This window comes from Lawsonibacter asaccharolyticus (assembly GCF_022453915.1).
GTDB lineage: Bacteria > Bacillota > Clostridia > Oscillospirales > Oscillospiraceae > Lawsonibacter > Lawsonibacter asaccharolyticus.
In genome coordinates this window covers 1,346,442-1,368,649 of the sequence record NZ_CP091870.1, presented here as the reverse complement: position 1 = coordinate 1,368,649, position 22,208 = coordinate 1,346,442, and the positions used below count along the sequence as shown (strand labels likewise).

Annotated in this window: 23 protein-coding genes and 1 other annotated feature; of the genes, 7 read left to right on the top strand and 16 right to left on the bottom strand. The window is 65.3% G+C overall.

The window, feature by feature from the left end; translation table 11 throughout:
- Positions 1–31 precede the first annotated feature (31 nt).
- Genes L9O85_RS06480 through murD form a run of 5 tightly spaced genes read right to left on the bottom strand, consistent with a single transcriptional unit; the run spans position 32 to position 4,866 of the window.
- Positions 32–1,033 (bottom strand): M42 family metallopeptidase, encoded by a 1,002-nt coding sequence (locus tag L9O85_RS06480; RefSeq protein WP_108981308.1) that lies wholly within the window; start codon positions 1,031–1,033, stop codon positions 32–34.
- Positions 1,034–1,088: 55 nt separating this feature from the next.
- Entirely contained in the window at positions 1,089–1,382 is a 294-nt protein-coding gene (locus L9O85_RS06475) for a hypothetical protein (RefSeq protein ID WP_301579960.1), read from the bottom strand.
- A gap of 17 nt (positions 1,383–1,399) precedes the next feature.
- Positions 1,400–2,425: a M42 family metallopeptidase gene (locus L9O85_RS06470; protein ID WP_301579959.1), complete on the bottom strand. Its 1,026-nt coding sequence runs from the start codon at positions 2,423–2,425 to the stop codon at positions 1,400–1,402.
- Positions 2,422–3,459: a M42 family peptidase gene (locus L9O85_RS06465; RefSeq protein ID WP_050624641.1), complete on the bottom strand. Its 1,038-nt coding sequence runs from the start codon at positions 3,457–3,459 to the stop codon at positions 2,422–2,424. The genes L9O85_RS06470 and L9O85_RS06465 overlap by 4 nt, the downstream gene beginning before the upstream one ends.
- Before the next feature lie 27 nt (positions 3,460–3,486).
- Positions 3,487–4,866, bottom strand: coding sequence for a UDP-N-acetylmuramoyl-L-alanine--D-glutamate ligase (gene murD / locus L9O85_RS06460; RefSeq protein ID WP_108981309.1), 1,380 nt, complete (start codon positions 4,864–4,866; stop codon positions 3,487–3,489).
- Positions 4,867–5,100: 234 nt separating this feature from the next.
- Here murD and trpS point away from each other — a divergent pair, with 234 nt between their 5' ends.
- The 4 genes from trpS to L9O85_RS06440 are packed head-to-tail and all read left to right on the top strand — an operon-like array spanning position 5,101 to position 9,274.
- Entirely contained in the window at positions 5,101–6,108 is a 1,008-nt protein-coding gene (trpS, locus tag L9O85_RS06455) for a tryptophan--tRNA ligase (protein ID WP_301579956.1), read from the top strand.
- Between the two features lie 56 nt (positions 6,109–6,164).
- Positions 6,165–7,334 carry an MraY family glycosyltransferase gene (locus L9O85_RS06450; protein ID WP_050624638.1) on the top strand — a complete coding sequence of 390 codons (1,170 nt, stop codon included), beginning with the start codon at positions 6,165–6,167 and terminating at the stop codon, positions 7,332–7,334.
- Positions 7,331–8,479 (top strand): non-hydrolyzing UDP-N-acetylglucosamine 2-epimerase, encoded by a 1,149-nt coding sequence (gene wecB, locus L9O85_RS06445; protein ID WP_301579954.1) that lies wholly within the window; start codon positions 7,331–7,333, stop codon positions 8,477–8,479. Before L9O85_RS06450 ends, wecB begins: the two co-directional genes overlap by 4 nt.
- Before the next feature lie 33 nt (positions 8,480–8,512).
- Positions 8,513–9,274 (top strand): hypothetical protein, encoded by a 762-nt coding sequence (locus L9O85_RS06440; protein WP_301579952.1) that lies wholly within the window; start codon positions 8,513–8,515, stop codon positions 9,272–9,274.
- Between the two features lie 8 nt (positions 9,275–9,282).
- On the opposite strand, the gene L9O85_RS06435 is transcribed toward L9O85_RS06440, so the two are convergent.
- The 3 genes from L9O85_RS06435 to L9O85_RS06425 are packed head-to-tail and all read right to left on the bottom strand — an operon-like array spanning position 9,283 to position 10,519.
- Positions 9,283–9,756, bottom strand: coding sequence for a hypothetical protein (locus L9O85_RS06435; RefSeq protein ID WP_108981312.1), 474 nt, complete (start codon positions 9,754–9,756; stop codon positions 9,283–9,285).
- Positions 9,749–10,201, bottom strand: coding sequence for a hypothetical protein (locus L9O85_RS06430; RefSeq protein ID WP_301579950.1), 453 nt, complete (start codon positions 10,199–10,201; stop codon positions 9,749–9,751). Before L9O85_RS06430 ends, L9O85_RS06435 begins: the two co-directional genes overlap by 8 nt.
- Positions 10,202–10,237: 36 nt before the next feature.
- Positions 10,238–10,519: a hypothetical protein gene (locus L9O85_RS06425; RefSeq protein ID WP_050624633.1), complete on the bottom strand. Its 282-nt coding sequence runs from the start codon at positions 10,517–10,519 to the stop codon at positions 10,238–10,240.
- Between the two features lie 65 nt (positions 10,520–10,584).
- Between L9O85_RS06425 and L9O85_RS06420 the strand changes: the two genes are divergently transcribed.
- Positions 10,585–11,043 (top strand): metallophosphoesterase family protein, encoded by a 459-nt coding sequence (locus L9O85_RS06420; RefSeq protein ID WP_077138761.1) that lies wholly within the window; start codon positions 10,585–10,587, stop codon positions 11,041–11,043.
- Positions 11,044–11,112: 69 nt separating this feature from the next.
- Here the strand turns inward: L9O85_RS06420 and L9O85_RS06415 are convergent, their stop codons facing one another.
- The 7 genes from L9O85_RS06415 to L9O85_RS06385 all read right to left on the bottom strand — a co-directional run bounded on the left by L9O85_RS06415 (position 11,113) and on the right by L9O85_RS06385 (position 16,290).
- Positions 11,113–11,691: a hydrolase gene (locus tag L9O85_RS06415; RefSeq protein ID WP_337541999.1), complete on the bottom strand. Its 579-nt coding sequence runs from the start codon at positions 11,689–11,691 to the stop codon at positions 11,113–11,115.
- Positions 11,692–11,807: 116 nt separating this feature from the next.
- On the bottom strand, positions 11,808–12,644 hold the full coding sequence (locus tag L9O85_RS06410) for a DegV family protein (protein ID WP_050624631.1): 837 nt from the start codon (positions 12,642–12,644) through the stop codon (positions 11,808–11,810).
- Positions 12,645–13,560: 916 nt separating this feature from the next.
- Positions 13,561–14,325: a tRNA (guanosine(37)-N1)-methyltransferase TrmD gene (gene trmD, locus L9O85_RS06405; protein WP_050624629.1), complete on the bottom strand. Its 765-nt coding sequence runs from the start codon at positions 14,323–14,325 to the stop codon at positions 13,561–13,563.
- A 166-nt stretch (positions 14,326–14,491) separates the two neighbouring features.
- Positions 14,492–14,755 carry a spore coat protein gene (locus L9O85_RS06400; RefSeq protein WP_050624628.1) on the bottom strand — a complete coding sequence of 88 codons (264 nt, stop codon included), beginning with the start codon at positions 14,753–14,755 and terminating at the stop codon, positions 14,492–14,494.
- A gap of 12 nt (positions 14,756–14,767) precedes the next feature.
- Positions 14,768–14,953, bottom strand: a complete 186-nt coding sequence (locus L9O85_RS06395) for a hypothetical protein (RefSeq protein ID WP_050624627.1) — start codon at positions 14,951–14,953, stop codon at positions 14,768–14,770.
- A gap of 20 nt (positions 14,954–14,973) precedes the next feature.
- On the bottom strand, positions 14,974–15,555 hold the full coding sequence (locus L9O85_RS06390; protein ID WP_301579947.1) for a hypothetical protein: 582 nt from the start codon (positions 15,553–15,555) through the stop codon (positions 14,974–14,976).
- Between the two features lie 105 nt (positions 15,556–15,660).
- Positions 15,661–16,290 carry a hypothetical protein gene (locus L9O85_RS06385; RefSeq protein ID WP_301579946.1) on the bottom strand — a complete coding sequence of 210 codons (630 nt, stop codon included), beginning with the start codon at positions 16,288–16,290 and terminating at the stop codon, positions 15,661–15,663.
- A 164-nt stretch (positions 16,291–16,454) separates the two neighbouring features.
- Positions 16,455–16,695, top strand: a binding site (T-box leader).
- Positions 16,696–16,753: 58 nt separating this feature from the next.
- Here L9O85_RS06385 and leuA point away from each other — a divergent pair.
- Positions 16,754–18,445, top strand: a complete 1,692-nt coding sequence (gene leuA, locus L9O85_RS06380) for a 2-isopropylmalate synthase (protein WP_050624624.1) — start codon at positions 16,754–16,756, stop codon at positions 18,443–18,445.
- Positions 18,446–18,778: 333 nt separating this feature from the next.
- On the top strand, positions 18,779–21,163 hold the full coding sequence (locus tag L9O85_RS06375; RefSeq protein WP_202973721.1) for a phosphoketolase family protein: 2,385 nt from the start codon (positions 18,779–18,781) through the stop codon (positions 21,161–21,163).
- Between the two features lie 165 nt (positions 21,164–21,328).
- Here the strand turns inward: L9O85_RS06375 and L9O85_RS06370 are convergent, their stop codons facing one another.
- Complete coding sequence (locus L9O85_RS06370) at positions 21,329–22,183, bottom strand: MurR/RpiR family transcriptional regulator (protein ID WP_050624622.1); 855 nt, start codon at positions 22,181–22,183, stop codon at positions 21,329–21,331.
- Positions 22,184–22,208: the final 25 nt, after the last annotated feature.

The window sequence follows — 22,208 nt, the reverse complement described above, 5'->3', positions numbered from 1 at the left end:
TCATACGGGCTCTCCCCGCCCGGCCGCCCCCTCAGGGCTGCTCCAGCGGCCGCTGGGCCAGGGCGGCTGCCAGCCGGACGCAGGCATCCGCGTCGGACAGGCTGGCGGTCTCCGCCGGGGTGTGGATATACCGGCAGGGCACTGAGATGCCCCCGGTGATGACGCCGGTGCGGGTCAGGTGGATGGCCCCCGCGTCGGTGCCCCCCGCCCGCATGATGTCCCGCTGGACGGGGATGTCCCCCTCCCGGGCGGTGTCCTCCAGCAGCGCCACCATGGCGGGGTGGCAGATGACAGAGGAGTCCATCACCTTCACCGCCGCGCCCCGGCCCAGCCGGGCCGTGCCCGCGCGCTCCGAGCCGGGCGTGTCGTCCACATCGGTCACGTCCACCGCCACGGCGTAGTCCGGGGCGATGGACCAGGCGGCGGTCCGTGCCCCCCGCAGCCCCACCTCCTCCTGGGCGGTGAACACCAGGTAGAGGTCGTTGGGGCACTCCCCGATTCGCTCCAGGGCGGAGAGCAGCACCGCGCAGGAGATCCGGTCGTCCAGATAAGGGGAGACCACCAGGTCCCCTGTGCGGAAAGCGGGGGTGTCATAGACCGCGCTGTCCCCCACCTGGACCAGCTGTTTCGCCGCCGCCTCGTCCCCGGCGCCGATGTCCAGGAAGCACTCGTCCAGCTTCAGCTTGCCGAAGTCGGCCTTCTCCTCCGGGGCAAAGACCCCCCGCAGGCCGCTTTTGAAGCGGACGGGGGTGTAGGCCGCCTCTTTGGGGCTGACGCCTCCCAGCCGCCCCACCCGGAGGAAGCCCTCCTTCTCGATGTGGGTGACGACGAAGCCGATGGAGTCCATGTGGGCGGCGAGGAGCAGCTTGGGCCCCTTCCCCCGCCTGTGGACGATCAGGCTGCCCATGGTGTCTGCGGTGATCTCGTCGGCATAGGGCTCCGCCAGGGCCCGGATGACCTCCCGGATCTCCCCCTCGTCCCCCGAGGGGCCGTGGGCCCGGTTCAAGGTCTGGATCAATTCAAACAGTTCCATAGTTCACTCCTATTTTCATGCACTCTCATATTCTTTGGGCGGAGGCTGGGCCCCCTCACCCCAGCAGGCCGGGCACCTCCGGCACCGCCAGGGGGCCGAACAGCGCCGCCGCGGTCAGGCAGGCGGCCACCCCAAGGGCGGCCAGCGTCCACCGGGCCCACCGGGCGGTCAGGCAGCGGCCCAGGGCCGCCCAGTATTTCTGGAGCAGCCGGATCTCCACCACCATGAACAAGATCCACAGGGGATCTCTCCGCAGGGCGAAGGCCGCCCCGGACATGGCATAGCTGAGGACCGCGAACTCCACGGTCTCCAGCAGGGCCTCCAGGCCCCGGCCCTTTCTCTCGTTCACCTAGCCCGCTTCCTCTCTCACAGCCGGGCGGCCTGGTCGGCCACGAACAGCCGGGTCAGTGCGAGCATGTCCTCAAAATCCGCCAGGCTGCCCACGCTGGCCGGGGCGTGGAGATAGCGCACAGCGGCGGAGAGGGCGGCCACCCGCACCCCGGCCCGGGAGCGCTGGATGGTCCGGGCGTCGTTGCCCCCGGCGATATACTCCTTGGTCTGCCAGGGGATGCCGTTGTCCTCCGCCAGCCGGCGCAGGTCCTCAAAGAGCCCGCGGTCGTAGATGGTCCCCCCGTCCATATAGGAGATCACAGGGCCCCTGCCGGGGGCGCACACCCTGCGGTGTCCCTCCACCCCGGGCAGGTCAGCGGCGGTGGTGGTCTCCAGCACCAGGGCGGTCTCCGGAGCCACAGAGAAGGCGGCTCCAAAGGCTCCCCGGGTGCCCACCTCCTCCTGGGCAGTAAAGACGAAGACCACATCCATGGGCAGGTCCTCCTCCAGCAGCTTGAGCAGCACGGCACAGCCCACCCGGTCGTCGATGGCCTTGGCCTTGAACAGGCCCTCCCCGAACTCCTCCGGCGTGCAGACGAAGGAGCCGTAGGTCCCCGGCTCCACCCTGGAGAGGGCCTCCTCCCGGTCCTTCGCCCCGATGTCCAGGTAGAAGGCGTCGGTCTTGGGGACCTTCTTCTCCTCGTCCCGGCTGACCAGGTGGATGGCCTTGATCCCCACCACGCCGGGCACCCGGTCCGGGCCCAGGACCACCGGCTTGCCGATGGCCACCCGGCGGTCCACGCCGCCCACGAAGTCGAATTTCAGAAAGCCCTCTTCGGTGACGTGGGTGACGATGAGCCCCACCTCATCCATGTGGGCGCACAGCATCAGCCGGTCCCCGGCCGCTCTGGCCCCCTTCTTCCACACGATCAGGTTGCCCAGGGGGTCCACCTTCATAGACCGGGCCCAGGGCCTGGCCCGTTCCGCCAGGAACTCCCGCACCTGGTCCTCGTCCCCCGACACGCCGTTCAGGGCGCACAGGGTCTTCAGCAGCTCCTTCATCGGGACTCCGCCTCCTCTCCGATCCCCTCCACAAAGGCGGCCAGCAGCCGGGCCAGGTCCTCCAGGTCCCGGCGGCTGATGACCTCGATGGGGGTGTGCATATACCGCAGGGGCAGGGAGAGCACCGCCGTGGCCACCCCCTCCCGGCTCACCTGGAGGGGCCAGCCGTTGGTGCCGGAGTGGCCCGCCATTACCTCGGTCTGGACCGCCATCCCCAGCTCCTCCGCCTTGCGGCGCATCCGCTGTTCCATCCAGCGGGTGCAGTTGGGGCCCACGCCGATGACGGGCCCCTTGCCCAGAGGGAAGGTCTTTTCCTTGGGGGCATCCGGGCTGTCCCCGTGGGTCACGTCCACCGCCGCGCACAGGTCTGGGACCACCCCATAGGCCGCGGTCACCGCCCCGGTGCTGTCCACCTCCTCGCACACGCTGCCCAGCACGTACAGGTCTACATCCAGCCTCCGGTCCTTCAGCAGCTCCAGGGCCCCCAGCAGGGCGGCGAAGCAGGCGCGGTCATCCAGGGACTTGCCGCAGATCAGCTCCTGCCCCAGAGGAAAGCAGCCCCCGCGGAAGACCGCCGGGGTGCCCACCGGCACCCGGCGCTCCGCCTCCTCCTGGCTCAGCCCCACATCCAGGCAGAGCTCCCGGATGGGGATGGACTTGTCCATGTCCTCCCGGGTCTGGACATGGGGGGGCAGACAGGCCACCACCCCAGCCAGGGGGGGATCGGTGAGGACGGTGAGCTCCCGGTCGGGGAGCATCCTGGGGTCCACTCCGCCCAGGGGGGCAAATTTCAGATACCCTTCTTCATGGCCGGTGACCACAAAGCCGATCTCGTCCAGATGGGCGTCCAGCAGCAGCCGCTTCGCCCCCTCCCTGCCGCACCGGCGCAGGGCCAGCACGCTGCCCATCCGGTCCACGGTCACCTCGTCCGCCAGAGGGCGGAGCAGCTCCGCCGCCGCCCGGGACGCCGGCCCCTCGAATCCGCTGGGGGCGCCCAGGCCGCACAGGCGGGAAAGTATCGCATCATGATCCAACTCAGTGTTCCTCCTTTGTGCTTCCGGTCACAGGGACCGGACCAGCTCCTTGAACGCCCGGCCCCGCTCCATGAAGTTCTTGAAGCGGTCGAAGGCCGCGCAGGCGGGGGACAGCACCACCACGTCCCCCGGCCCCGCCGCCCGGCGGGCGGCCTCCACCGCCCCGGCCAGGTCCTCGGTCTGGATGATCTCCGGGCAGCCGCGGCCGCCCTCCGCCTCCTCCACTGCCTGCCGGATGGCCCGGGCCGTGTCCCCGGTGAGGACCAGGGTCTTGACCCGCTCCCGGATCTCCAGGGCCAGGGCGTGGAAGGGGATGCCCTTGTCATAGCCCCCGGCGATGAGGATCACCGGCTCCGGGAAGGACTCCAGGCAGGCCACGGTGCGGCTGGGACTGGTGCCGATGGAGTCATTGTAGTACTTCACTCCGTCCAGCTCCCGCACCAGCTCGATGCGGTGCTCCACCCCCTGGAAGCGGGCGGCCACCGCCCGGACGCACTTGTCCGGCACCAGTCCGTCCACGGCGGCGATGGCCGCCATGTAGTTTTCGATGTTGTGCACCCCGGGCAGCCGGATGTCCCGGGTGGGCAGCACCTCCCGGCTGCCCTGGGCGTTGGTGAGCCAGATGGCCCCGTCCCGGAGGTAGACCCCCTCCTCCAGCCGCTCCCGGCGGCTGAAGAAGGTGACCGCCCCCCCGGCCTTCTCCGCCAGGTCCCGGGTCAGCTGGTTGTCATAGTTGAAGATGGCCCGGTCCCCCTCCCCCTGGTGGAGGAAGATGTTCTCCTTGGCGGCGATATACTCCCCCATGGATCTGTGGTAGTCCAGGTGGTTGGGGGACAGATTGGTCATTACGGCGATGTGGGGGCTCTGCTCCATGGTCATCAGCTGGAAGGAGGACAGCTCCAGCACCGCAAAGTCCTCCGGCTCCATGCCGGACACATCGGGCAGCAGGGGCTTGCCGATATTGCCCCCCACATAGACGTTGTATCCCGCCTCTTTCAGGAACTCCGCAAGGATGGTGGTGGTGGTGGTCTTGCCGTCGCTGCCCGTCACACCGATCAGGCGGCAGGGGCACAGGCGGAAGAACAGCTCCATCTCCGAGGTGACCTCCGCCCCCCGGGCCCGGGCCGCCTCCAGGGCGGGGTGGCCGGGGTGCAGGCCGGGGGTGCGGAAGATCACGTCCTGATCCAGCCCCTCCAGATACGCCTCCCCCAGCCGCAGCCGGGCTCCCAGGCTCTCCAGCTCCTCCGCCTGCTCCTCCACCCGCTCCCGCTGGGCCCTGTCGCACACGGTCACGTCCAGATCCGCCCGCAGCAGCATCCGGATCAGCGGCGTGTTGCTGACCCCCATGCCGATCACGGCGATCCTCTTCCCCCGCAGACTGTCGAAATATTCCCTGATGTCGGACATGGGATACGCTCCTTTCCCGATTTGGGCCGCCGCGGCCTGAGGCCGCGGAAAAAATTTGACTGGTTTTATGGGTTTTATGGTATGTTATCACAGAAGAAGAAAAATTTCAATGAAACACTCCGCCGGAATTTCAACGGGATTCTTGCACTTTTTCCATTCCTGTGCTATTCTTGTTAAGATAGGGGTCTTCTTCCCTTCCCGATCTGAAATCACGACAGAAACGAGGTCTTTTCCATGGAGCAAGCCAACTCCGCCCCCCGCAAGCGCATCTTCAGCGGCATCCAGCCCAGCGGCGATCTGACCCTGGGCTCTTATATGGGAGCCATCAAGAACTGGGTCCCCCTTCAGGATGAGTACGACTGCATCTACTGCATCGTGGACATGCACGCCATCACCGTCCGCCAGGACCCGGCCCTGCTGCGCCGGCGCACCCTGGAGCAGCTGGCCCAGTATATCGCCTGCGGCCTGGACCCGGTCCGGAGCGTCATCTTCATCCAGAGCCACGTGCCCCAGCACGCCGAGCTGGCCTGGGTGCTGGGCTGCTACACCCAGTTTGGGGAGCTGTCCCGCATGACCCAGTTCAAGGACAAGTCCAAAAAGCACGCCGACAACATCACCGCCGGCCTGTTCACCTACCCGGTGCTGATGGCGGCGGACATCCTGCTCTACCAGGCCGACCTGGTCCCGGTGGGTCAGGACCAGAAGCAGCACGTGGAGCTGTGCCGGGACGTGGCCCAGCGCTTCAACGGCGTGTACAGCGACACCTTCACCCTCCCCGAGCCCTTCATCCCCAAGATGGGCGCCCGGGTGATGAGCCTGGGGGACCCCTCCAGCAAGATGAGCAAGTCCGATCCGGACGGCTGCGTCTTCCTCATGGACGCCCCCGAGGTCATCCAGAAGAAGTTCAAGCGGGCAGTCACCGACAGCGAGACCCAGGTCCGCTTCGACCCGGAGCACAAGCCGGGCATCTCCAACCTGCTGACCATCTACTGCGCCGCCACCGGCAAGAGTCCGGAGGAGGCGGAGGAGGTCTTCCAGGGCCAGGGCTACGGCGTGTTCAAGCCCGCGGTGGGTGACGCGGTGGTGGAGCTCCTCCGGCCCATCCGGGAGGAGGCCGGCCGCCTCATGGCCGACAAGGCGTATCTGGAGGGCATCTACAAGGAGGGTGCGGAGCGCGCCTCCCACCTTGCCGCCAAGACTCTGCGGAAGGTCTATAAAAAGGTGGGCTTTGTGGCCCGCTGACCGGGCGCCCGCTCCCGCCTCCTTCCCCACATCAATTCTGCAAAAGGGGTTTTCCCATGAACGTTCCCACGGATATTTCCCTTCAGGTGGTGGGCTCTGTGGCCGCCGCCCTGCTGGTGGCCGCGGTGGTGGCTCTGATCGCCACCCCGGTGGTCCGCTCCCTGGCCTTCAAGATCGGCGCGGTGGATGTCCCCCGGGACAGCCGCCGGATGCATGACCACCCCATCCCCCGGATGGGGGGGCTGGCCATCTTCTTCGGCTTCATCCTCAGCGTGCTGCTCTTCCTGCCCCTCACCACCCAGCTGCGGGGCATGCTGCTGGGCGCGGTGGTCATCGTCATTCTGGGCATTTTTGACGACATCTATGCCCTGTCCGCCAAGCTGAAGTTCGCCGTCCAGATCGGCGCGGCCCTCATCGCCGTGCTGATGGGCAACCAGATCGACTACCTCTCCAACCCCAATATCTTCAGCAGCGACCCCTACTGGCACCTGGGCGTGCTGTCCATCCCCATCTCTGTGCTGTGGATCGTGGCCATCACCAACGCCGTCAACCTGATCGACGGGCTGGACGGCCTGGCCTGCGGCGTGTCCACCATCAGCTCCATGACCATGCTGGTCATCGCCCTGACGGTGGCCGAGGCCCAGGTGGCCATCCTCATGGCCGCCCTGGCCGGCGCCTGCATCGGCTTTCTCCCCTATAACCTGAACCCGGCCAAGATCTTCATGGGGGACACCGGCTCCACCTTCCTGGGCTTCGTGCTGGCCACCGTCTCCATCCAGGGGCTGTTCAAGTCCTACGCCATCATCTCCTTCGCCGTCCCCTTCCTGGTGCTGGGCCTGCCCATCTTCGACACCTGCTTCGCCATCCTGCGGCGGCTGGCCCGGGGGCAGAGCCCCATGGCCCCCGACCGGGGACACATCCACCACCGGCTCATCGACATGGGCTTCACCCAGAAGCAGGCGGTGGCGGTGCTCTATCTCATCAGCGCCATCCTGGGCCTGTCCGCAGTGGTGCTCACCACCAACAACGCCATGAAGGCCATGCTCTTCCTGCTGGCCCTGTGCATGGCGGGCGCCTTCGGGGGCAGGCTCTACCTGTCCCACAGCGACAGCGGCGGCTCCGGCGCCGCGGGGGAGGCCAAGGGCCGGCAGCACCGCCCCCCCTCCAAGACCCAGATCGCCGGCAACGACAATTTCTTCGGTGAGGAGGACCGTTCCGACAAATGAACCGTATCCGAGTCATGACCATCTTCGGCACCCGGCCGGAGGCCATCAAGATGGCCCCCCTGGCCCTGGAGCTCTCCCGCCGCCCCCAGATCGACGCCTTGTGCTGTGTCACCGCCCAGCACCGGCAGATGCTGGACTCCGTGCTGGACATCTTCCGCCTGGTGCCCGACTTCGACCTGAACATCATGGAGCCCCGGCAGACCTTGTCCACCATCACCTCCAAGTGCCTGCTGGGCATGGAGGAGGTGCTGGAGCAGGCCCGACCCGACCTGGTCCTGGTCCACGGTGACACCTCCACCACCTTCGCCGGCGCCCTGGCCGCCTTCTACCACCGGGTGCCCGTGGGCCACGTGGAGGCCGGCCTGCGCACCTATGACAAATACTCCCCCTACCCGGAGGAGATGAACCGCCGGATGGTCAGCGCCATCGCTGACCTGCACTTCTGCCCCACCCCCTCCAACCGGGACAATCTGGCCCGGGAAGGGATCGAGCAGGGCGTCTTTCTGACCGGCAACACGGTGATCGACGCGCTCCAGACCACAGTTGTAAAAGACTTTCATTTTTCAGAAGGCGTCCTCAATGATTTGGATTATGTCAACCGAAAGGTGATCCTGGTCACCTGCCACCGGCGGGAGAACTACGGAACGCCTATGGCCCACATCATGACCGCCCTGCGCCGGGTGGCCGACGCCTTCCCCGACGTGGAGCTGGTCTATCCGGTCCACCTCTCCCCGGTGGTCCAGGAGGCGGCCCATCAGTACCTGGACGGCCACCCCCGCATCCACCTCATCGCCCCACTGGCGGTGGACGAGATGCACAACCTGATGGCCCGCTGCCATCTGGTGATGACCGACTCCGGCGGGCTCCAGGAGGAGGCCCCCGCCCTGGGCAAGCCGGTGCTCGTCCTGCGTCGGGAGACGGAGCGCCCCGAGGCGGTGGCCGCGGGGACGGTCCAGCTGGCGGGCACCGAGGAGGAGCCCATCTTCCAGATGGCCTCCCGCCTGCTCACCGATCCGGCGGCCTATGCCGCCATGGCCCACGCCGCCAACCCCTACGGCGACGGCCGGGCCTGCGGGCGCATCGCTGACGCCATCGAGTACCGCTTCGGTCTGCGGGTGCAGCCCCCCGCCCCCTTCCATCCCTGACCTCTGTCTGACCCCACGAGAAAGGAGCCGGCCATGGACCAAAAAAACCGCCTGATCATCGCCATCGCCGTCACCCTTCTCATCGTGGCGGCCATGTTCACCAGCTTCGGCCGCAGCCTCTTCTCTATGCGCACCGAACATATCCAGCTCCCTGAGCCCGGCGCCTCCTCCAGCAGCCAGGAGGGGGGAGGCTCCTCTCAGTCCGCCGAGCTGTTCCAGCGGGTGGAGGTGACCCCCCAGACCGTCCAGAGCGTCATCCGCACCCTGGAGCGCTCCACCAGCTATTACTGGGAGCTGACGGTAGAGACCTTCTGGACCGGGGGCTCCAGTGCCACCTCCGTCCAGACCTGGGTGGACGGAGGCTGGTCCCATACCCGTCAGGTCCTCCCCTCCGGTCTGATCCGCCACGACCTCATCAGCGAGGACACCGTCTACTACTGGTATGAGGGGTCCTCCGACTACCTCACCGCCCCGGCGGAGGGCGGCTCCGCCGATCTGGCTCAGCACATCCCCACCTATGAGGCCGTGCTGGACGCGGACCCGGAGCAGATCACCGGCACCGGCTACGACGACTCCAGGGGGGGCATCCCCTGCATCTATGTGGAGGTATCCGCCCCCGGCGGGGAGCGGGTGGACCGCTACTGGATCAGCGTGGAGAGCGGGCTGCTCATCTCCTCTGAGACTCTGGAGGGGGAGGAGCTGCTCTACCGCATGACCGCCTATTCTCCCATCCAGTCCTGCCCCTCCGGCACCACCTTTCAGCTGCCGGACGGAACGGTGCTCCACAGCATTTGAGGAGGAGCTCACCCCCCTTGCTTCTCCTCCTTCCTGTCATCCGCCAGCCCCAGCAGGAGCAGCAGCCCCAGGGTGATGACCAGGTCCATGTTGTCCCCCTCCACCAGCAGGAGCAGGATGATCAGGATCAGCAGGATATCCCCGCTGTCCAGCTCCTCCAGCCGGAGGACTTTCAGGATGCCGTTGATCCCCCCCTTGTCCCCGCCGAACAGGGCGTTCAGCGGGCTCTTCTCCCCTGAGAGCAGGTCCCCCAGGCCGCCAAAGCCCATGGGACCCGGGGCAGGCCGGCGGCCTCCTCCTCCGGGCGCGCCCCGGGCTGCCCCGTGTGGAGGTCCTGCGGAGCCCCGGGGCCCGTTCTCCCCCGGCTCCCCCCGCTCCGGCCCGGGCGGATGGGGTGCCGGACGCCGGGCCCCCTCCTCCGGGCCGTCCTGCTCCACCACCCGGGTATAAGTACCATTCTGGGGGATATAGCGGTTATACATCGCCCCGCCCCCCTTCTCCCATGCCGCGGAAGAGGACCCGGATCACCCGGGCCAGCCGGGAGATCTGCACCGCCCGGTCCAGCTTGGCCAGGCGGCTCTCCTTCAGGAAGGGGCGCAGGGCGTTGAGCAGAGCCACCGTTCGGTCGTCCTCCCCCTGATACTCCCGCAGCAGCCGCATCCCCATCTGGATCATGCCGGGGTCGATCTCCCCCAGGGCGGCCAGCGGGTCCTCTCCCCCCGCCAGGGCCGGCGGAGCGCTCCCCGCCGAAGCGGGCGCCTCCGCCTCCCTGGCGCCGGTCTGCTCCGCCCCCTGGGCGGCCTCCCCCGCCGGGGAGGCCTGCGGCCGGGGAGTGCCGCCGCCCAGGGACTGGGCCAGCGCCATGATTTGCCCCATGGCGGACGGGTCATTGAGGATCGCGTTCAGCTTGTCTTCCATCTCCCCCACAGGGCAGCCCCTCCTTTCCCCCTCCTGTGCGGGGACTCAGTCGGTCAGGCCCGACTGCCTGGCCTGGCGGCTGATGCGCTCCACCAGCTCGCCTCCCTCCGGGGTGTTCATCAGCCGCTGCATCATTCCCACCAGCTGGCTGGTGTCCCCTTTCACGGCGGCCTCCGCCGCCCCCTGGATACCGCCCCCCTGCCGCAGCAGCTCCATCAGCCGCTGGGCATCGCCGGATCTGGCCAGACGGTTGAGGGCCTCCTTATTTTTGACCAGATCGGCGGGCAGGCTCTCCTGCCCCTTTTTGCCGCTTCTTTCCTGATTCATACCGGATCTCCCTTCCAAGAGGATTTCATTCCAGTATATGCGCCAGACGAGGTAAGGTGACTCTTTTGAAAATTCTTGTGTTTTCCGACTCCCACCGCTACACCGGCGGCATGATCCAGGCCATCGAGGAGCAGCAGCCCGACCTGGTGGTCCACCTGGGCGACCTCCAGCGGGACGCCGAGGAGCTGGCCCTCCTCTACCCCAAGCTGTCCATGGTCACCGTGCCCGGCAACTGCGACGGCTGGACCACAGATCCTCTGGAGCGCCAGTTCATGGTGTGCGGCAAGCGCGTCCTCCTCTCCCACGGGCACATCTGGCATGTGAAGCAGGGGTATGACGCCGCCCTCCGGGCGGCCCGGAACGCCGGGGCCCACCTTCTGCTCTTCGGCCACACCCACCGCCCCTGCTGCTTCCAGGAGCCGGACGGCCTCTGGGTCCTCAATCCAGGCAGCGCCCGCAGCACCTTCGGCCTCGTCCTCCCAGAGGGGGAGGCTCTCTCCTGTTCCCTGCTGGACATGCCCTGATGGGCGCCTCTGTAAAAAAAACACCCCCGGGACCTGTTCACGGTCCCGGGGGTGTTTTTTTTATATGTCTCAGCCCTGGGCAGCGGCCTCCTCAATGGCCGCCTCCTCCGCCCGCATGGCTGCCAGAGTGCGGTCCAGCAGCTGGTCCAGCTCCCAGCCCAGCAGCTCCGCCCCCTGGGCGATCACGTCCCGGGAGCAGCCTGCGGCGAATTTCTTGTCCTTGAATTTCTTCTTCAGGGACTTGAGCTCCATGTCGGACACGCTTTTGGAGGGGCGCATCAGGGCGGCCGCCCCGATCAGCCCGGTGAGCTCGTCCACCGCGAAGAGGACCTTCTCCATCTCCTGCTCCGGCTTGATGTCCACACAGTGGCCCCAGCCGTGGCTGGCGGTGGCCCGGACGATCTCCTCCTCCACCCCGGCCTGCCGCATCAGCTCCTGGGACTTTTTGCAGTGCTCCTCCGGCCAGCGCTCAAAATCCAGGTCGTGGAGCAGACCCACGATCCCCCAGAACTCCTCCCGGTCCCCATAGCCCAGCTCCCGGGCAAACCAGCGCATCACGTGCTCCACTGTAACGGCGTGGCGCAGGTGGAACTCCTCCTGGTTATACTGGGTCAGCAGGTCCCAGGCCTGCTCTCTTGTCATGGACATCTCTGAAACACTCCTTTTTTCACTTCTGAGCTCCTTCTGTGCTCCTGGGGACGAAGCTCCCCCGGCCCTCCCCCGCCGGGGACGGGCATACAGACAGAGCGGGGCTTTTGACTGTTTTAATAGGCCACGACCACGCCGCCGTCGTTGGCGTAGACGGTGGTGATCCCGCCGGCCTCCAGGATCAGGACCTGCTGGAACTGGCATTTGGCCTCGATCTGCTCCTTCAGGGCGAAAGCCCGCTCCAGGCAGTTGCAGTGGCACACCGCCGCCACCCGCCCCTGATGATCCGGGTCCGCCGCCATCCGGTCCACCAGCTTGCCCAGAGCCTGCTTCATGGTCAGGGCCTGGCCCAGCTTGCAGATCTCCCCCTGAGGGGTGGCCCCCATCAGCAGCTTGATCCGCAGCGCCCCGGTGACCACCGCCTGCAGCTTGGTCAGCCGTCCGTTCTTCCGCAGATTCTCCAGGGACTCCAGCACGAAAAGGGTCTGCATCTGGCAGATATACTGCTCCACTTCCCGGACCACCTTCTTGAAGGGCATCCCGGAGGACGCCAGCTCCCGGATCTTCAGCGCCGTCAGCACCTCTCCAGAGGAGGCGGAGCAGGAGTTGAACACGTGGACGTTACGCTCCGGTTCCTCCTCTTCCAGCAGGACCCGGGCCTGGACCGCGCTGTTGTGGGAGCCGCTGAGCAGGGCGGACAGGGTGACCACATAGATGTCATCCGCGCCGCACTGGTAGGCGTCCAGATAGCTCTGGGGGGCGGGGCAGGCGGTGGAGGGGGCGTCCTCGCTCTGCTTCATGGCCCACAGCAGGTCGCTCCGGTCCAGGGAGGCGTCGTCCACGAAGGAGCTGTTCTCCACCCGAATGGTCAGAGGCACCTTCACAAAGCAGGGGTCCTTCAACATGGTCCCGGTCAGGTCGCAGCAGCTGTCCACAATGATCTTGAAACTCATACTTTTCATCCCCGAACATGATATTAGATATTAGATTTACGATACTATACCACAGTTCCGCCCAAATGTAAAGTAAAACCGCGGCGCCTCCCGTGTGCAGGATCGCCCCGGAGGGCGCAGTCCCCCGCCGCTTACCGAGGCGGACCTCTGTAACCGCCCAAACCCTCCCCTTTAGGGAGAAATGCTGCGGCGTGGGCTGTCCCCCTCTCGGCCCCGCCCCCCAAAGCCTTCCCCCCTCCGGGGGGATGGTGTCACGGCGCACGCCGCGACGGATGAGGGGTCTTCCTTTCCCCGTCCCGCTTTTTCGAGAAGGGCAGGACAAGCTCCGCCCCTACGGAGTAACTGGAAACAGCCCGTACCTCATAGGGCCCGATACCCCATCGGGCCGCGCCCACAAAGACGGCGGGCGCACAATGTGCGCCCCTACGAATTGGCCGAAGGCATCCCGTAGGGGCGGCTTCCAGCCGCCCGAAAAGCCTTCCCCCCTCCGGGGGGAAGGTGTCACGGCGCACGCCGCGACGGATGAGGGGTCTTCCTTTCCCCGTCCCGCTTTTTCGAGAAGGGCGGGGCAAGCCCCGCCCCTACGGAGTGACTGGAAACAGCCCGTACCTCATAGGGCCCGATACCCCATCGGGCCGCGCCCACAAAGACGGCGGGCGCACAATGTGCGCCCCTACGAATTGGCCGAAGGCATCCCGTAGGGGCGGCTTCCAGCCGCCCGAAAAGCCTTCCCCCCTCCGGGGGGAAGGTGTCACGGCGCACGCCGCGACGGATGAGGGGTCTTCCTTTCCCCGTCCCGCTTTTTCGAGAAGGGCGGGACAAGCCCCGCCCCTACATGGGCCGGAAGGGATCAGCGCCTCCACAGAAAACCGGGGCCTGGGGCAGTGTACTGCTCCAGATCCCCCCGCGGCCCGGGTCAGTCCTCCGGGAACAGCTCCGGCTCCTCGGCGCGCAGCTCCTTCAGGATCTTCTGGTCCGCCTTGGAGGACAGATCCAGCCGCTCATAGAGGTCGGGGCGGCGGCGGCGGGTACGCAGGATGGACTGCTTCCGCCGCCACTGGTCCACCTTGGCGTGGTTGCCTGACAGGAGGATGGGGGGCACCGCTCTCTCGTGCCACACCTCCGGCCGGGAATACTGGGGCGCCTCCAGTGCACCGTTCCAGTGGCTCTCGTTCTCATAGCACTCCGGGTCGGACAGCACCCCGGGCACCAGCCGGCACACCGCGTCCGCCACCGCCATGGCCGGGATCTCCCCGCCGGTGAGCACAAAGTCCCCCAGGGAGATCTCCTCGTCCACGCACTCCTCCACGAACCGCTCGTCGATCCCCTCGTAGTGCCCGCAGACCAGGATCAGCCGCTGGTAGCTGTCCTTCAGCCGCCGGGCATCCCCCTGGCGGAAGGTCCTGCCTGCGGGAGATAAGTAAATGGTATGGACCCGCTCCCCCGCCTCCTCACAGATGTGCTTCCAGCACTGGTAGAGGGGGTCGGCCTGCATCACCGCCCCCCGGCCGCCGCCGTAGGGGTAGTCGTCTACCTGCCGCTGCTTATTCAATGTGTAGTCCCGGATCTGGTGGCACTCGATGCGGATGTAGCCCCGCTCCTGCCCCCGGCCCAGGATGGATTCGCACAGCATGTCCCCCACCACGTCGGGGAACAGGGTCATGATATCGATACGGTACATAGTCAGTCTCTTTCCTCACTTGGCGTTTTATCCCCTTGATTATACGCAATCTCCCCCTGTTTTTCAATGGATGCCGGCCTTTTTCCCCAACTCTTTTTCCCGCCCCGGAAAAAGGGCCCGCGCCGGGCCTCCGCACTTGGGGCCCGGCGCGGGCTGCGCTCCGGTCTTACTGCTGTCCTGTGGGCTTCTGGTTGGAGAACTTGGTGTAAGCCTGGCTGATCTTGTCCGCCTGGGCCTGCTCGGGCTGGTACCAGCCCTTGGACTGGGCCAGCTGGAACAGCTCGGTCTGGGTGTGGTGCCCCTGGTTGAACAGGCCGAGGAAGGCGTCCCGCAGGGGGATGTTGACGCACTCCGAGGCGTAGGTGTCATAGTTGGAGGTCATCTTCTTCTCACTGCACAGAAAATCTGTCATACGTTCCTGATCGTTCATTCGTTCTCCTCCTCAGCGCAGCTGATCCAGCAGGGTGTTGTAGTTCTGAAGGTGTTGGCTGGCGCAGTTCTGGAACATGGTCTTCAGCTCCTGGTCGGTGCTCTCCTGGACCGCGGCCAGATACTTGCAGTGGAGCACCCGCTCAAAGTCCAGCTGGTCATTGAGGGCCTGGAGCTCCTTGGTGGTCAAAATGGGCATACGAATTCCTCCTTCAGCCGTCATCGGCTCTGATCTACGGCCTTAGGTTTCCCGCCTTTTCCAAAATTATACGGCATTTTAGGGGTCCCCTGCCGATCAAACAGAAAGATCACATATTCCCCTCCCCGGATCTGGCCCACCGTCCCGAAGCAGAAGAGGGGGACCAGCGGGAACTGCCCGCCGCCGCGGAAGGAGGCGGCCAGCCGCACCTCCTCCCTGCCCCGCTGCACCAGCAGGGGCCCCCAGCTCCGGGCCGCCTGCACCAGCACTGGGTCGGACACCAGCTTCCAGGGCTCCTCCTCCCAGTACCACTCTCCGGCGCTCTCCTCTGTAAAAGGATAGGCCATCACAGCCCTCCCTCCCGCCACCGGCCAGCAGCCCGCATCCTCCAGAGTACGGCGGCTCAGGGTCCGGCTCAGCACCAGCTCTCCCCCCTCCGGCACCAGCGTTCCCAGCAGCAGCCGTCCCTTTCCGCCGCCCCGCAGCCACACCTTATAGAGCCCCTGGCCGTCGTTCTGGCGGCGCGCCTCGGTGTGCACCCTGGGGCCGTCCTCCCGCAGGGAGAGGGTCCCGCCTCCCTCCAGCATGATCTTTTCCACCACGGCCTGTCCCTCCCTCTCCCCATCTCGCTCCACTTTATGCACCCCGGGGGCGTGGATATGCCGCTGTGGGAAAGGCGCCGGCCGCATGCCCGCGGCCGGCGCCTTTCATCCCGCCTGCTCCTGAAGGGTGAGGGCGATCTCCTCCCGTTCCTCCCCATAACAGATCTCCATGCTGTACTGCTGACGGAAGGGGAGCAGGAGCCCCTCGGTATAGCTCCCGTCCGGCGTGTTGGCCAGCCGGCACCAGACCTCTCCGCCCGCCGCATACCCAGACAGATAAAGCGTCCCGCCGTCAGAGACGGAGTAGCGGAACTGCTCTGCTTCCGTTCCGTTATGGGTCACCAGCAGCTCCGTCAGATAGATCTGCTCCGCCTCCTCCAGCGCCATGGCCTCCTCCGTCGCCTTCAGAGCCAGGGCGTTGTACTCCTCACTGCGCTCCGGGAAATCCGCCCCGCTCTGAGCCATGGTCTCTGCTGAGGCCCACTTTCCCTGTATGAGCACGGACCGTTCCGCCTCGCTGGCCTGTCTGACGTTCAGGACCACGGAAAAATGCGGACCTGCTCCGGCATAGGAATAGGGTGCCCGCCCCAGGTCCTCCTGGCTTGGGACATAGCCCTCCACGGGATAGGTGCCCGTAAAATCCTCATAGGATATCGGGCTCCCGAGCTGCCTCCCGCATCCTGTCCCGACGACGCACAGCAGGAGCGCCATCATCCACGCAACGATCCGTCTCATCCCTTTCCCGCCTCCTTGTCCCCTCAATTGTACCACAAGCCGAATCAATATCCCATTTATGTTTTTCCCGCTCCATTAAGATTTTTTAATTTGTCCCCGCCTTTTTCAGGTCTGTCTCATTTTTCTCTTGACAAAGCCGGCCTCCTCCGCTAAAATAACATTCAACAAATGCAGTGACGGGAAAAAAGACAGGGTCAGCCCCCTTCAGAGAGCCGGTGGTTGGTGGGAACCGGCGTGCGGCCCCCTGTGGATACTGGTCCCCGAGCAGCTTGTCCGAATCTGTGAGTAGGATGAGACGTATGGCCCCGTTACCGGCCTCAGCCTTGTTCGAGGCTTATGAGGGCCGCTTTCGGGTAACCGGCGGCCGAACCAGGGTGGTACCGCGTCATTTCCGACGCCCCTGACTTGAAAAAGTCGGGGGCGTCGTTTTTGTCCCCCGCAGAATGTAAAGGAGGCACCCCATATGAAACCCGGATATCAAAAGTACATCCCCTTCCAGCCCCAGCCCATCCAGGGCCGCACCTGGCCGGACCGCGTCATCACCCAGGCCCCCGTCTGGTGTTCTGTGGACCTGCGGGACGGCAACCAGGCTCTGGTGGACCCCATGAACCTGGAGGAGAAGCTGGAATATTTTCACACCCTGGTGGACATCGGCGTCAAGGAGATCGAGATCGGCTTTCCCTCCGCCAGTGAGACCGAGTATGAGATCTGCCGCGAGCTGATCGAGGGGGGCCACATCCCTGACGATGTGACCATCCAGGTGCTGGTCCAGGCCCGGGAGCACCTGATCCGCAAGACCTTCGAGGCCATCCAGGGCGCCAAAAACGTCATCCTCCACTTCTACAACTCCACCTCCACCCTCCAGCGCAAGGTGGTCTTCCACATGGACACCGATGAGATCACCAAGATCGCCACCGATGCCGCCGACCTGATCTACGAGATGTCCCAGCCCCTGATCCAGTCGGGTATGAACCTCCGGTTCGAGTACTCCCCCGAGTCCTTCATGGGCACGGAGATGGACTATGCCGTGGAGGTCTGCCAGGCGGTGCTGGAGCACCTCCACGCCGCCCCGGAGCGTAAGGTCATCCTCAACCTGCCCACCACGGTGGAGAACTGCATGCCCAACCAGTTTGCCGACATGCTGGAGTATTTCATCCGCAGGCTCCCCTCCCGGGACTGCGCCATCATCTCCCTCCACCCCCATAATGACCGGGGCACCGGCGTAGCCACCACCGAGATGGGACTGCTGGCCGGGGCGGAGCGGGTGGAGGCCACCCTCTTCGGCAACGGTGAGCGCACCGGCAACGTGGATATGATCACCCTGGCTCTGAATATGTACACCCAGGGCGTGGACCCCAGGCTGGACTTTTCCAATATCAACAAGATCCGGGAGATGTACGAGCGCTGCACCAAGATGAAGGTGGGCGAGCGGCAGCCCTATGCCGGCGAGCTGGTCTTCACCGCCTTCTCCGGCAGCCACCAGGACGCCATCAACAAGGGCACCCAGTATATGAAGGAGTCCAACTCCGACTTCTGGGAGATCCCCTACCTGCCCATCGACCCCGCCGACGTGGGCCGGCAGTATGAACCCATCATCCGCATCAACAGCCAGTCGGGCAAGGGCGGTTCCGCCTATGTGATGGAGCACAACTTCGGCTTCGACCTGCCCAAGCTGATGCACCCCGAGTTCGGCGCCGTCGTCCAGAAGGAGACCGACCGGGTGGGCACCGAGATCGCCCCCGAGCGCATCTACGAGCTGTTCAAGGAGGAGTACCTGAACATTGACGCCCCCTACCGGATGCTCAAGCACGCCTTTACCGAGAGCATCGACGCCGAGGGGCACTCCCATGTCACCTTCTGGGGCACCATCCAGCACACGGACACGATCTTCCAGGTCTCCGGCGAGGGCAACGGCCCCATCGACGCCTTCTTCAACGCCATCAAGGACGAGAAGATGTCCCACTTCACCTTCCTGGATTACAAGTCCCACGCCATCACCGACGGCTCCGACTCCCAGGGCGTGGCCTACATCCTGCTCCAGGACCAGCGGGACGGCAGGAAGTACTGGGGCGTGGGCGTCTCCCATAACATTAACCTGGCCCCCCTGCGCGGCATCCTCTCTGCCATCAACCGCTCCAAGCGGAGCGCTCAGTAGCCTGAGCAGTGCTTTCCCCCGGCGCACATACCGCGGGGGAAAACAGATCACAACTTGATTTGCGCCTGCGGGCGCGAACTCTGCGAGGCTCTTCCATAAGCTCCGGCCCGGCGGCCCTCTGGATATTCCAGCGGGCCGCCGGGCCATTTGTTTACTTTAACTCATTTCATAAATTTTATTCACCGTTTTTTAACATATTATTTTTTCTTTTCTTATTGACTTTTTCAATGTTTAGAATATACTAATCCTTGTAAATAGCTTGAAGAAGGAGGCTATCTTATGTCTAATCAGACCAATGCAAAGGAAAAAGCGGCCGCCAAAGCGCCCGCCCGCATGTCCAAGAAGGATCCCCTCACCAAAAGCCAGCTGGAGCTCATCAACGCCTGGTGGCGGGCATCCAACTATCTGGCCGCCTGCCAGCTCTACCTGCTGGACAACCCCCTGCTGCGGGAGCCCCTGAAGCCCGAGCACCTGAAGCGCACCATCGTGGGCCACTGGGGGACCTGCCCTGGTCAGAACTTCATCTACACCCACCTGAACCGGGTCATCAACAAGTATGACCTGGACATGATCTACCTCTCCGGCCCCGGCCACGGCGGTAACGCCATGGTGGCCCAGGACTACCTGGACGGCTCCTATACGGAGATCTACCCCAACATCAGCCGGGACGCCGAGGGCATGAAGAAGCTGTTCAAGCAGTTCTCCTTCCCCGGCGGCATCGCCAGCCACGTGGCCCCCGAGACCCCCGGCTCCATCAATGAGGGCGGCGAGCTGGGCTACTCCCTGTCCCACGCCTTTGGCGCGGTCATGGATAACCCCGACCTGATCGCCGCCTGCGTGGTGGGCGACGGCGAGGCGGAAACCGGCCCCCTGGCCACCGCCTGGCATTCCAACAAGTTCCTCAATCCCAAGACGGACGGCGCGGTGCTGCCCATCCTCCACCTCAACGGCTTTAAGATCGCCAACCCCACCGTCTTCTCCCGCATCTCCCACGAAGAGGCGGAGATGTTCTTCAAGGGCTGCGGCTGGGAGCCCCGCTTCGTGGAGGGGGACGACCCCATGGTCATGCACCAGAAGATGGCCGCCGCCCTGGACTGGGCCGTCCGGGAGATCCAGCGCATCCAGGAGTACGCCCGCTCCACCGGCGACGTCACCCGGCCCCGCTGGCCCATGATCGTCCTGCGCTCCCCCAAGGGCTGGACCGGCCCCAAGGAGGTGGACGGCAAGCCGCTGGAGGGCTGCTGGCGCGCCCATCAGGTGCCCATCGCCGTCCACGACGGCGCCCCCGGTCGCGTCCAGGAGCTGGAGCAGTGGCTGAAGAGCTACCGCCCCGAGGAGCTGTTCGATGAGAACGGCACTCTGATCCCTGAGCTCCAGGCCCTGGCCCCCAAGGGGAACCGCCGCATGGGCGCCAACCCCCACGCCAACGGCGGCCTGCTCCTCCGGGACCTGCGCACCCCCGACTTCCGGGACTACGCGGTGGATGTTCCCCAGCCCGGCGCGGTGGAGGCCCAGGACATGACCGTTATGGGCACCTATGTCCGGGACGTGATGGAGCTGAATATGGAGTCCCGGAACTTCCGGGTCTTCGGCCCCGACGAGACCGCCTCCAACCGCCTCTCCCCCGTCTTTGAGGTCACCGGCCGCCGCTGGGAGGACCCCATCGACGAGCACCTGGACGAGAACCTGGACCGGGACGGCCGGGTCATGGACTCCATGCTCTCCGAGCACCTGTGCCAGGGCTGGCTGGAGGGCTATCTGCTCACCGGCCGCCACGGCTTCTTCAACAGCTACGAGGCCTTCATCCGCATCGTGGACTCCATGGTAGCCCAGCACGCCAAGTGGCTGAAGGTGTGCAACCAGCTGCCCTGGCGGCAGAAGATCGCCTCCCTGAACTACGTCCTCTCCTCCAACGTGTGGCAGCAGGACCACAACGGCTTCACTCACCAGGACCCCGGCTTCCTGGATCACGTGGCCAACAAGAAGGCGGACGTGGTGCGCCTCTACCTGCCCCCGGACGCCAACTGCCTGCTCAGCTGCTTCGACCACTGCATCAAGAGCCGCAACTACGTCAACGTCATGGTTGCCTCCAAGCACCCCCGTCCCCAGTGGCTGACCATGGAGCAGGCCGTCAAGCACTGCACCCAGGGCATCGGCATCTGGCAGTGGGCTTCCAATGACCAGGGCTGTGAGCCCGACGTGGTCATGGCCTGCTGCGGCGACACCCCCACTCTGGAGACCCTGGCTGCTGTCACCATCCTGCGCCACTACCTGCCCGACCTGAAGATCCGGGTGGTCAACGTGGTGGACCTGATGAAGCTCCAGCCCCACACCGAGCACCCCCACGGCCTCACTGACGAGGACTATGACGCCCTCTTCACCAAGGACAAGCCCATCATCTTCGCCTTCCACGGCTATCCCACCCTGGTGCATGAGCTGACCTACCGCCGCCGCAACAAGAATCTGCACGTCCGCGGCTACAAGGAGGAGGGCACCATCACCACTCCCTTCGACATGCGGGTGCAGAACGACATCGACCGCTTCGACCTGGTCATCGACACCGTCAAGCGTCTGCCCCAGCTGGGCAACACTGCCTCCTATCTCATTCAGGAGATGCAGGATAAGCTGGTGGAGCACCGCCAGTATATCACCACCTACGGCCAGGACCTGCCCGAGGTCCGGGACTGGAAGTGGAACGACGGCAAGGGGAACTATTGATCCCTCCCCCATCGCAGTCCATCCGTGCAATGCGGAACAGGGACAGGGGGCGGTATGCATCGCATACCGCCCCCTGTCCTTTTGTTATAAGACAGAAAGAGCCGTCCCACTGGTCTCAGGGGGACGGCTCTTATCTATTCTGAATTCTGATCGATCTGGCCCCGGTCACAGGTGTTTTCTCGCCACGGCCTCAGCGATCTGCTCCCTGCTCTGCTCTGTCTCCTCAGGGGCCCGCATGCAGAACTCCTGGAACAGCACGTCCAGCACAAAGAGCTGGGCCATCCGGGCATTGACGGAGCCGGCCTGGAGCGGCCCCTCGTCGGCGCCGCACTGGAGCACCACATCCGCCAGCTGGCCCCCCGGCGATTTTGGGAAACGGGACACCAGCACCACCTTCACCTGCCGCTGCCGGGCCACCTCCAGCAGGTCCTGGAAGTCCCGGGTGGAGCCGGAGTAAGAGAAGAACAGGACCAGTTCGTCCGGGTCCATCAGCGCAAGGGTGTTCATCTGAAGGTGGGAGTCGGGCACAAACAGGAATTTGGGGGACACGGTGGAAAAGAGGGTCCAGGCCTCCTCTGAGAGCACCATGGAGCTGCCCTGTCCCATGCACACCACCCGGCGGGATCGCCGGAGCAGGTCCACGGCCCGGGACACCTGTCTGGGGTCCAGCAGCTGGATGGTCTGCTCCAGCACCGCCACATTCTCTCCCAGCAGCTTTTTGCACATGGCGTGAAAGCCGCTGCTCTCTTGGAGGATGGCCGCGTCCGCCCGGTGGCTGTCCCGGGTCATCGATGCCTTGGCCAGCTCCAGCTTGAAGGCGTTGTATCCAGTCAGCCCCAGCCTCCGGCAGAAGCGGGAGATGGTGGCGTCAGCCACGGTGCACTCCTCCGCCAGCTCGGAGATGGACATGTACTGGACATCGATCCGGTGCCTCAGCACATAGTCGGCCACCTTCTTTTCCGAGTTGGTCAGCTGAAAATACTGGCTGCTAATGGTCTCAAATATGTTATGCGCCGTCATGCTCTCTCCTTCCTCTTCTCCCCCG

Excerpts from the sequence above, each read along its gene's own strand:
- L9O85_RS06480 (WP_108981308.1), bottom strand. The coding sequence starts at position 1,033 with ATGGAACTGTTTGAATTGATCCAGACCTTGAACCGGGCCCACGGCCCC.
- L9O85_RS06470 (WP_301579959.1), bottom strand. The coding sequence starts at position 2,425 with ATGAAGGAGCTGCTGAAGACCCTGTGCGCCCTGAACGGCGTGTCGGGG.
- murD (WP_108981309.1), bottom strand. The coding sequence starts at position 4,866 with ATGTCCGACATCAGGGAATATTTCGACAGTCTGCGGGGGAAGAGGATC.
- trpS (WP_301579956.1), top strand. The coding sequence starts at position 5,101 with ATGGAGCAAGCCAACTCCGCCCCCCGCAAGCGCATCTTCAGCGGCATC.
- L9O85_RS06450 (WP_050624638.1), top strand. The coding sequence starts at position 6,165 with ATGAACGTTCCCACGGATATTTCCCTTCAGGTGGTGGGCTCTGTGGCC.
- wecB (WP_301579954.1), top strand. The coding sequence starts at position 7,331 with ATGAACCGTATCCGAGTCATGACCATCTTCGGCACCCGGCCGGAGGCC.
- L9O85_RS06440 (WP_301579952.1), top strand. The coding sequence starts at position 8,513 with ATGGACCAAAAAAACCGCCTGATCATCGCCATCGCCGTCACCCTTCTC.
- L9O85_RS06435 (WP_108981312.1), bottom strand. The coding sequence starts at position 9,756 with ATGTATAACCGCTATATCCCCCAGAATGGTACTTATACCCGGGTGGTG.
- L9O85_RS06425 (WP_050624633.1), bottom strand. The coding sequence starts at position 10,519 with ATGAATCAGGAAAGAAGCGGCAAAAAGGGGCAGGAGAGCCTGCCCGCC.
- L9O85_RS06415 (WP_337541999.1), bottom strand. The coding sequence starts at position 11,691 with ATGTCCATGACAAGAGAGCAGGCCTGGGACCTGCTGACCCAGTATAAC.
- L9O85_RS06410 (WP_050624631.1), bottom strand. The coding sequence starts at position 12,644 with ATGAGTTTCAAGATCATTGTGGACAGCTGCTGCGACCTGACCGGGACC.
- trmD (WP_050624629.1), bottom strand. The coding sequence starts at position 14,325 with ATGTACCGTATCGATATCATGACCCTGTTCCCCGACGTGGTGGGGGAC.
- L9O85_RS06400 (WP_050624628.1), bottom strand. The coding sequence starts at position 14,755 with ATGAACGATCAGGAACGTATGACAGATTTTCTGTGCAGTGAGAAGAAG.
- L9O85_RS06395 (WP_050624627.1), bottom strand. The coding sequence starts at position 14,953 with ATGCCCATTTTGACCACCAAGGAGCTCCAGGCCCTCAATGACCAGCTG.
- L9O85_RS06385 (WP_301579946.1), bottom strand. The coding sequence starts at position 16,290 with ATGAGACGGATCGTTGCGTGGATGATGGCGCTCCTGCTGTGCGTCGTC.
- leuA (WP_050624624.1), top strand. The coding sequence starts at position 16,754 with ATGAAACCCGGATATCAAAAGTACATCCCCTTCCAGCCCCAGCCCATC.
- L9O85_RS06375 (WP_202973721.1), top strand. The coding sequence starts at position 18,779 with ATGTCCAAGAAGGATCCCCTCACCAAAAGCCAGCTGGAGCTCATCAAC.
- L9O85_RS06370 (WP_050624622.1), bottom strand. The coding sequence starts at position 22,183 with ATGACGGCGCATAACATATTTGAGACCATTAGCAGCCAGTATTTTCAG.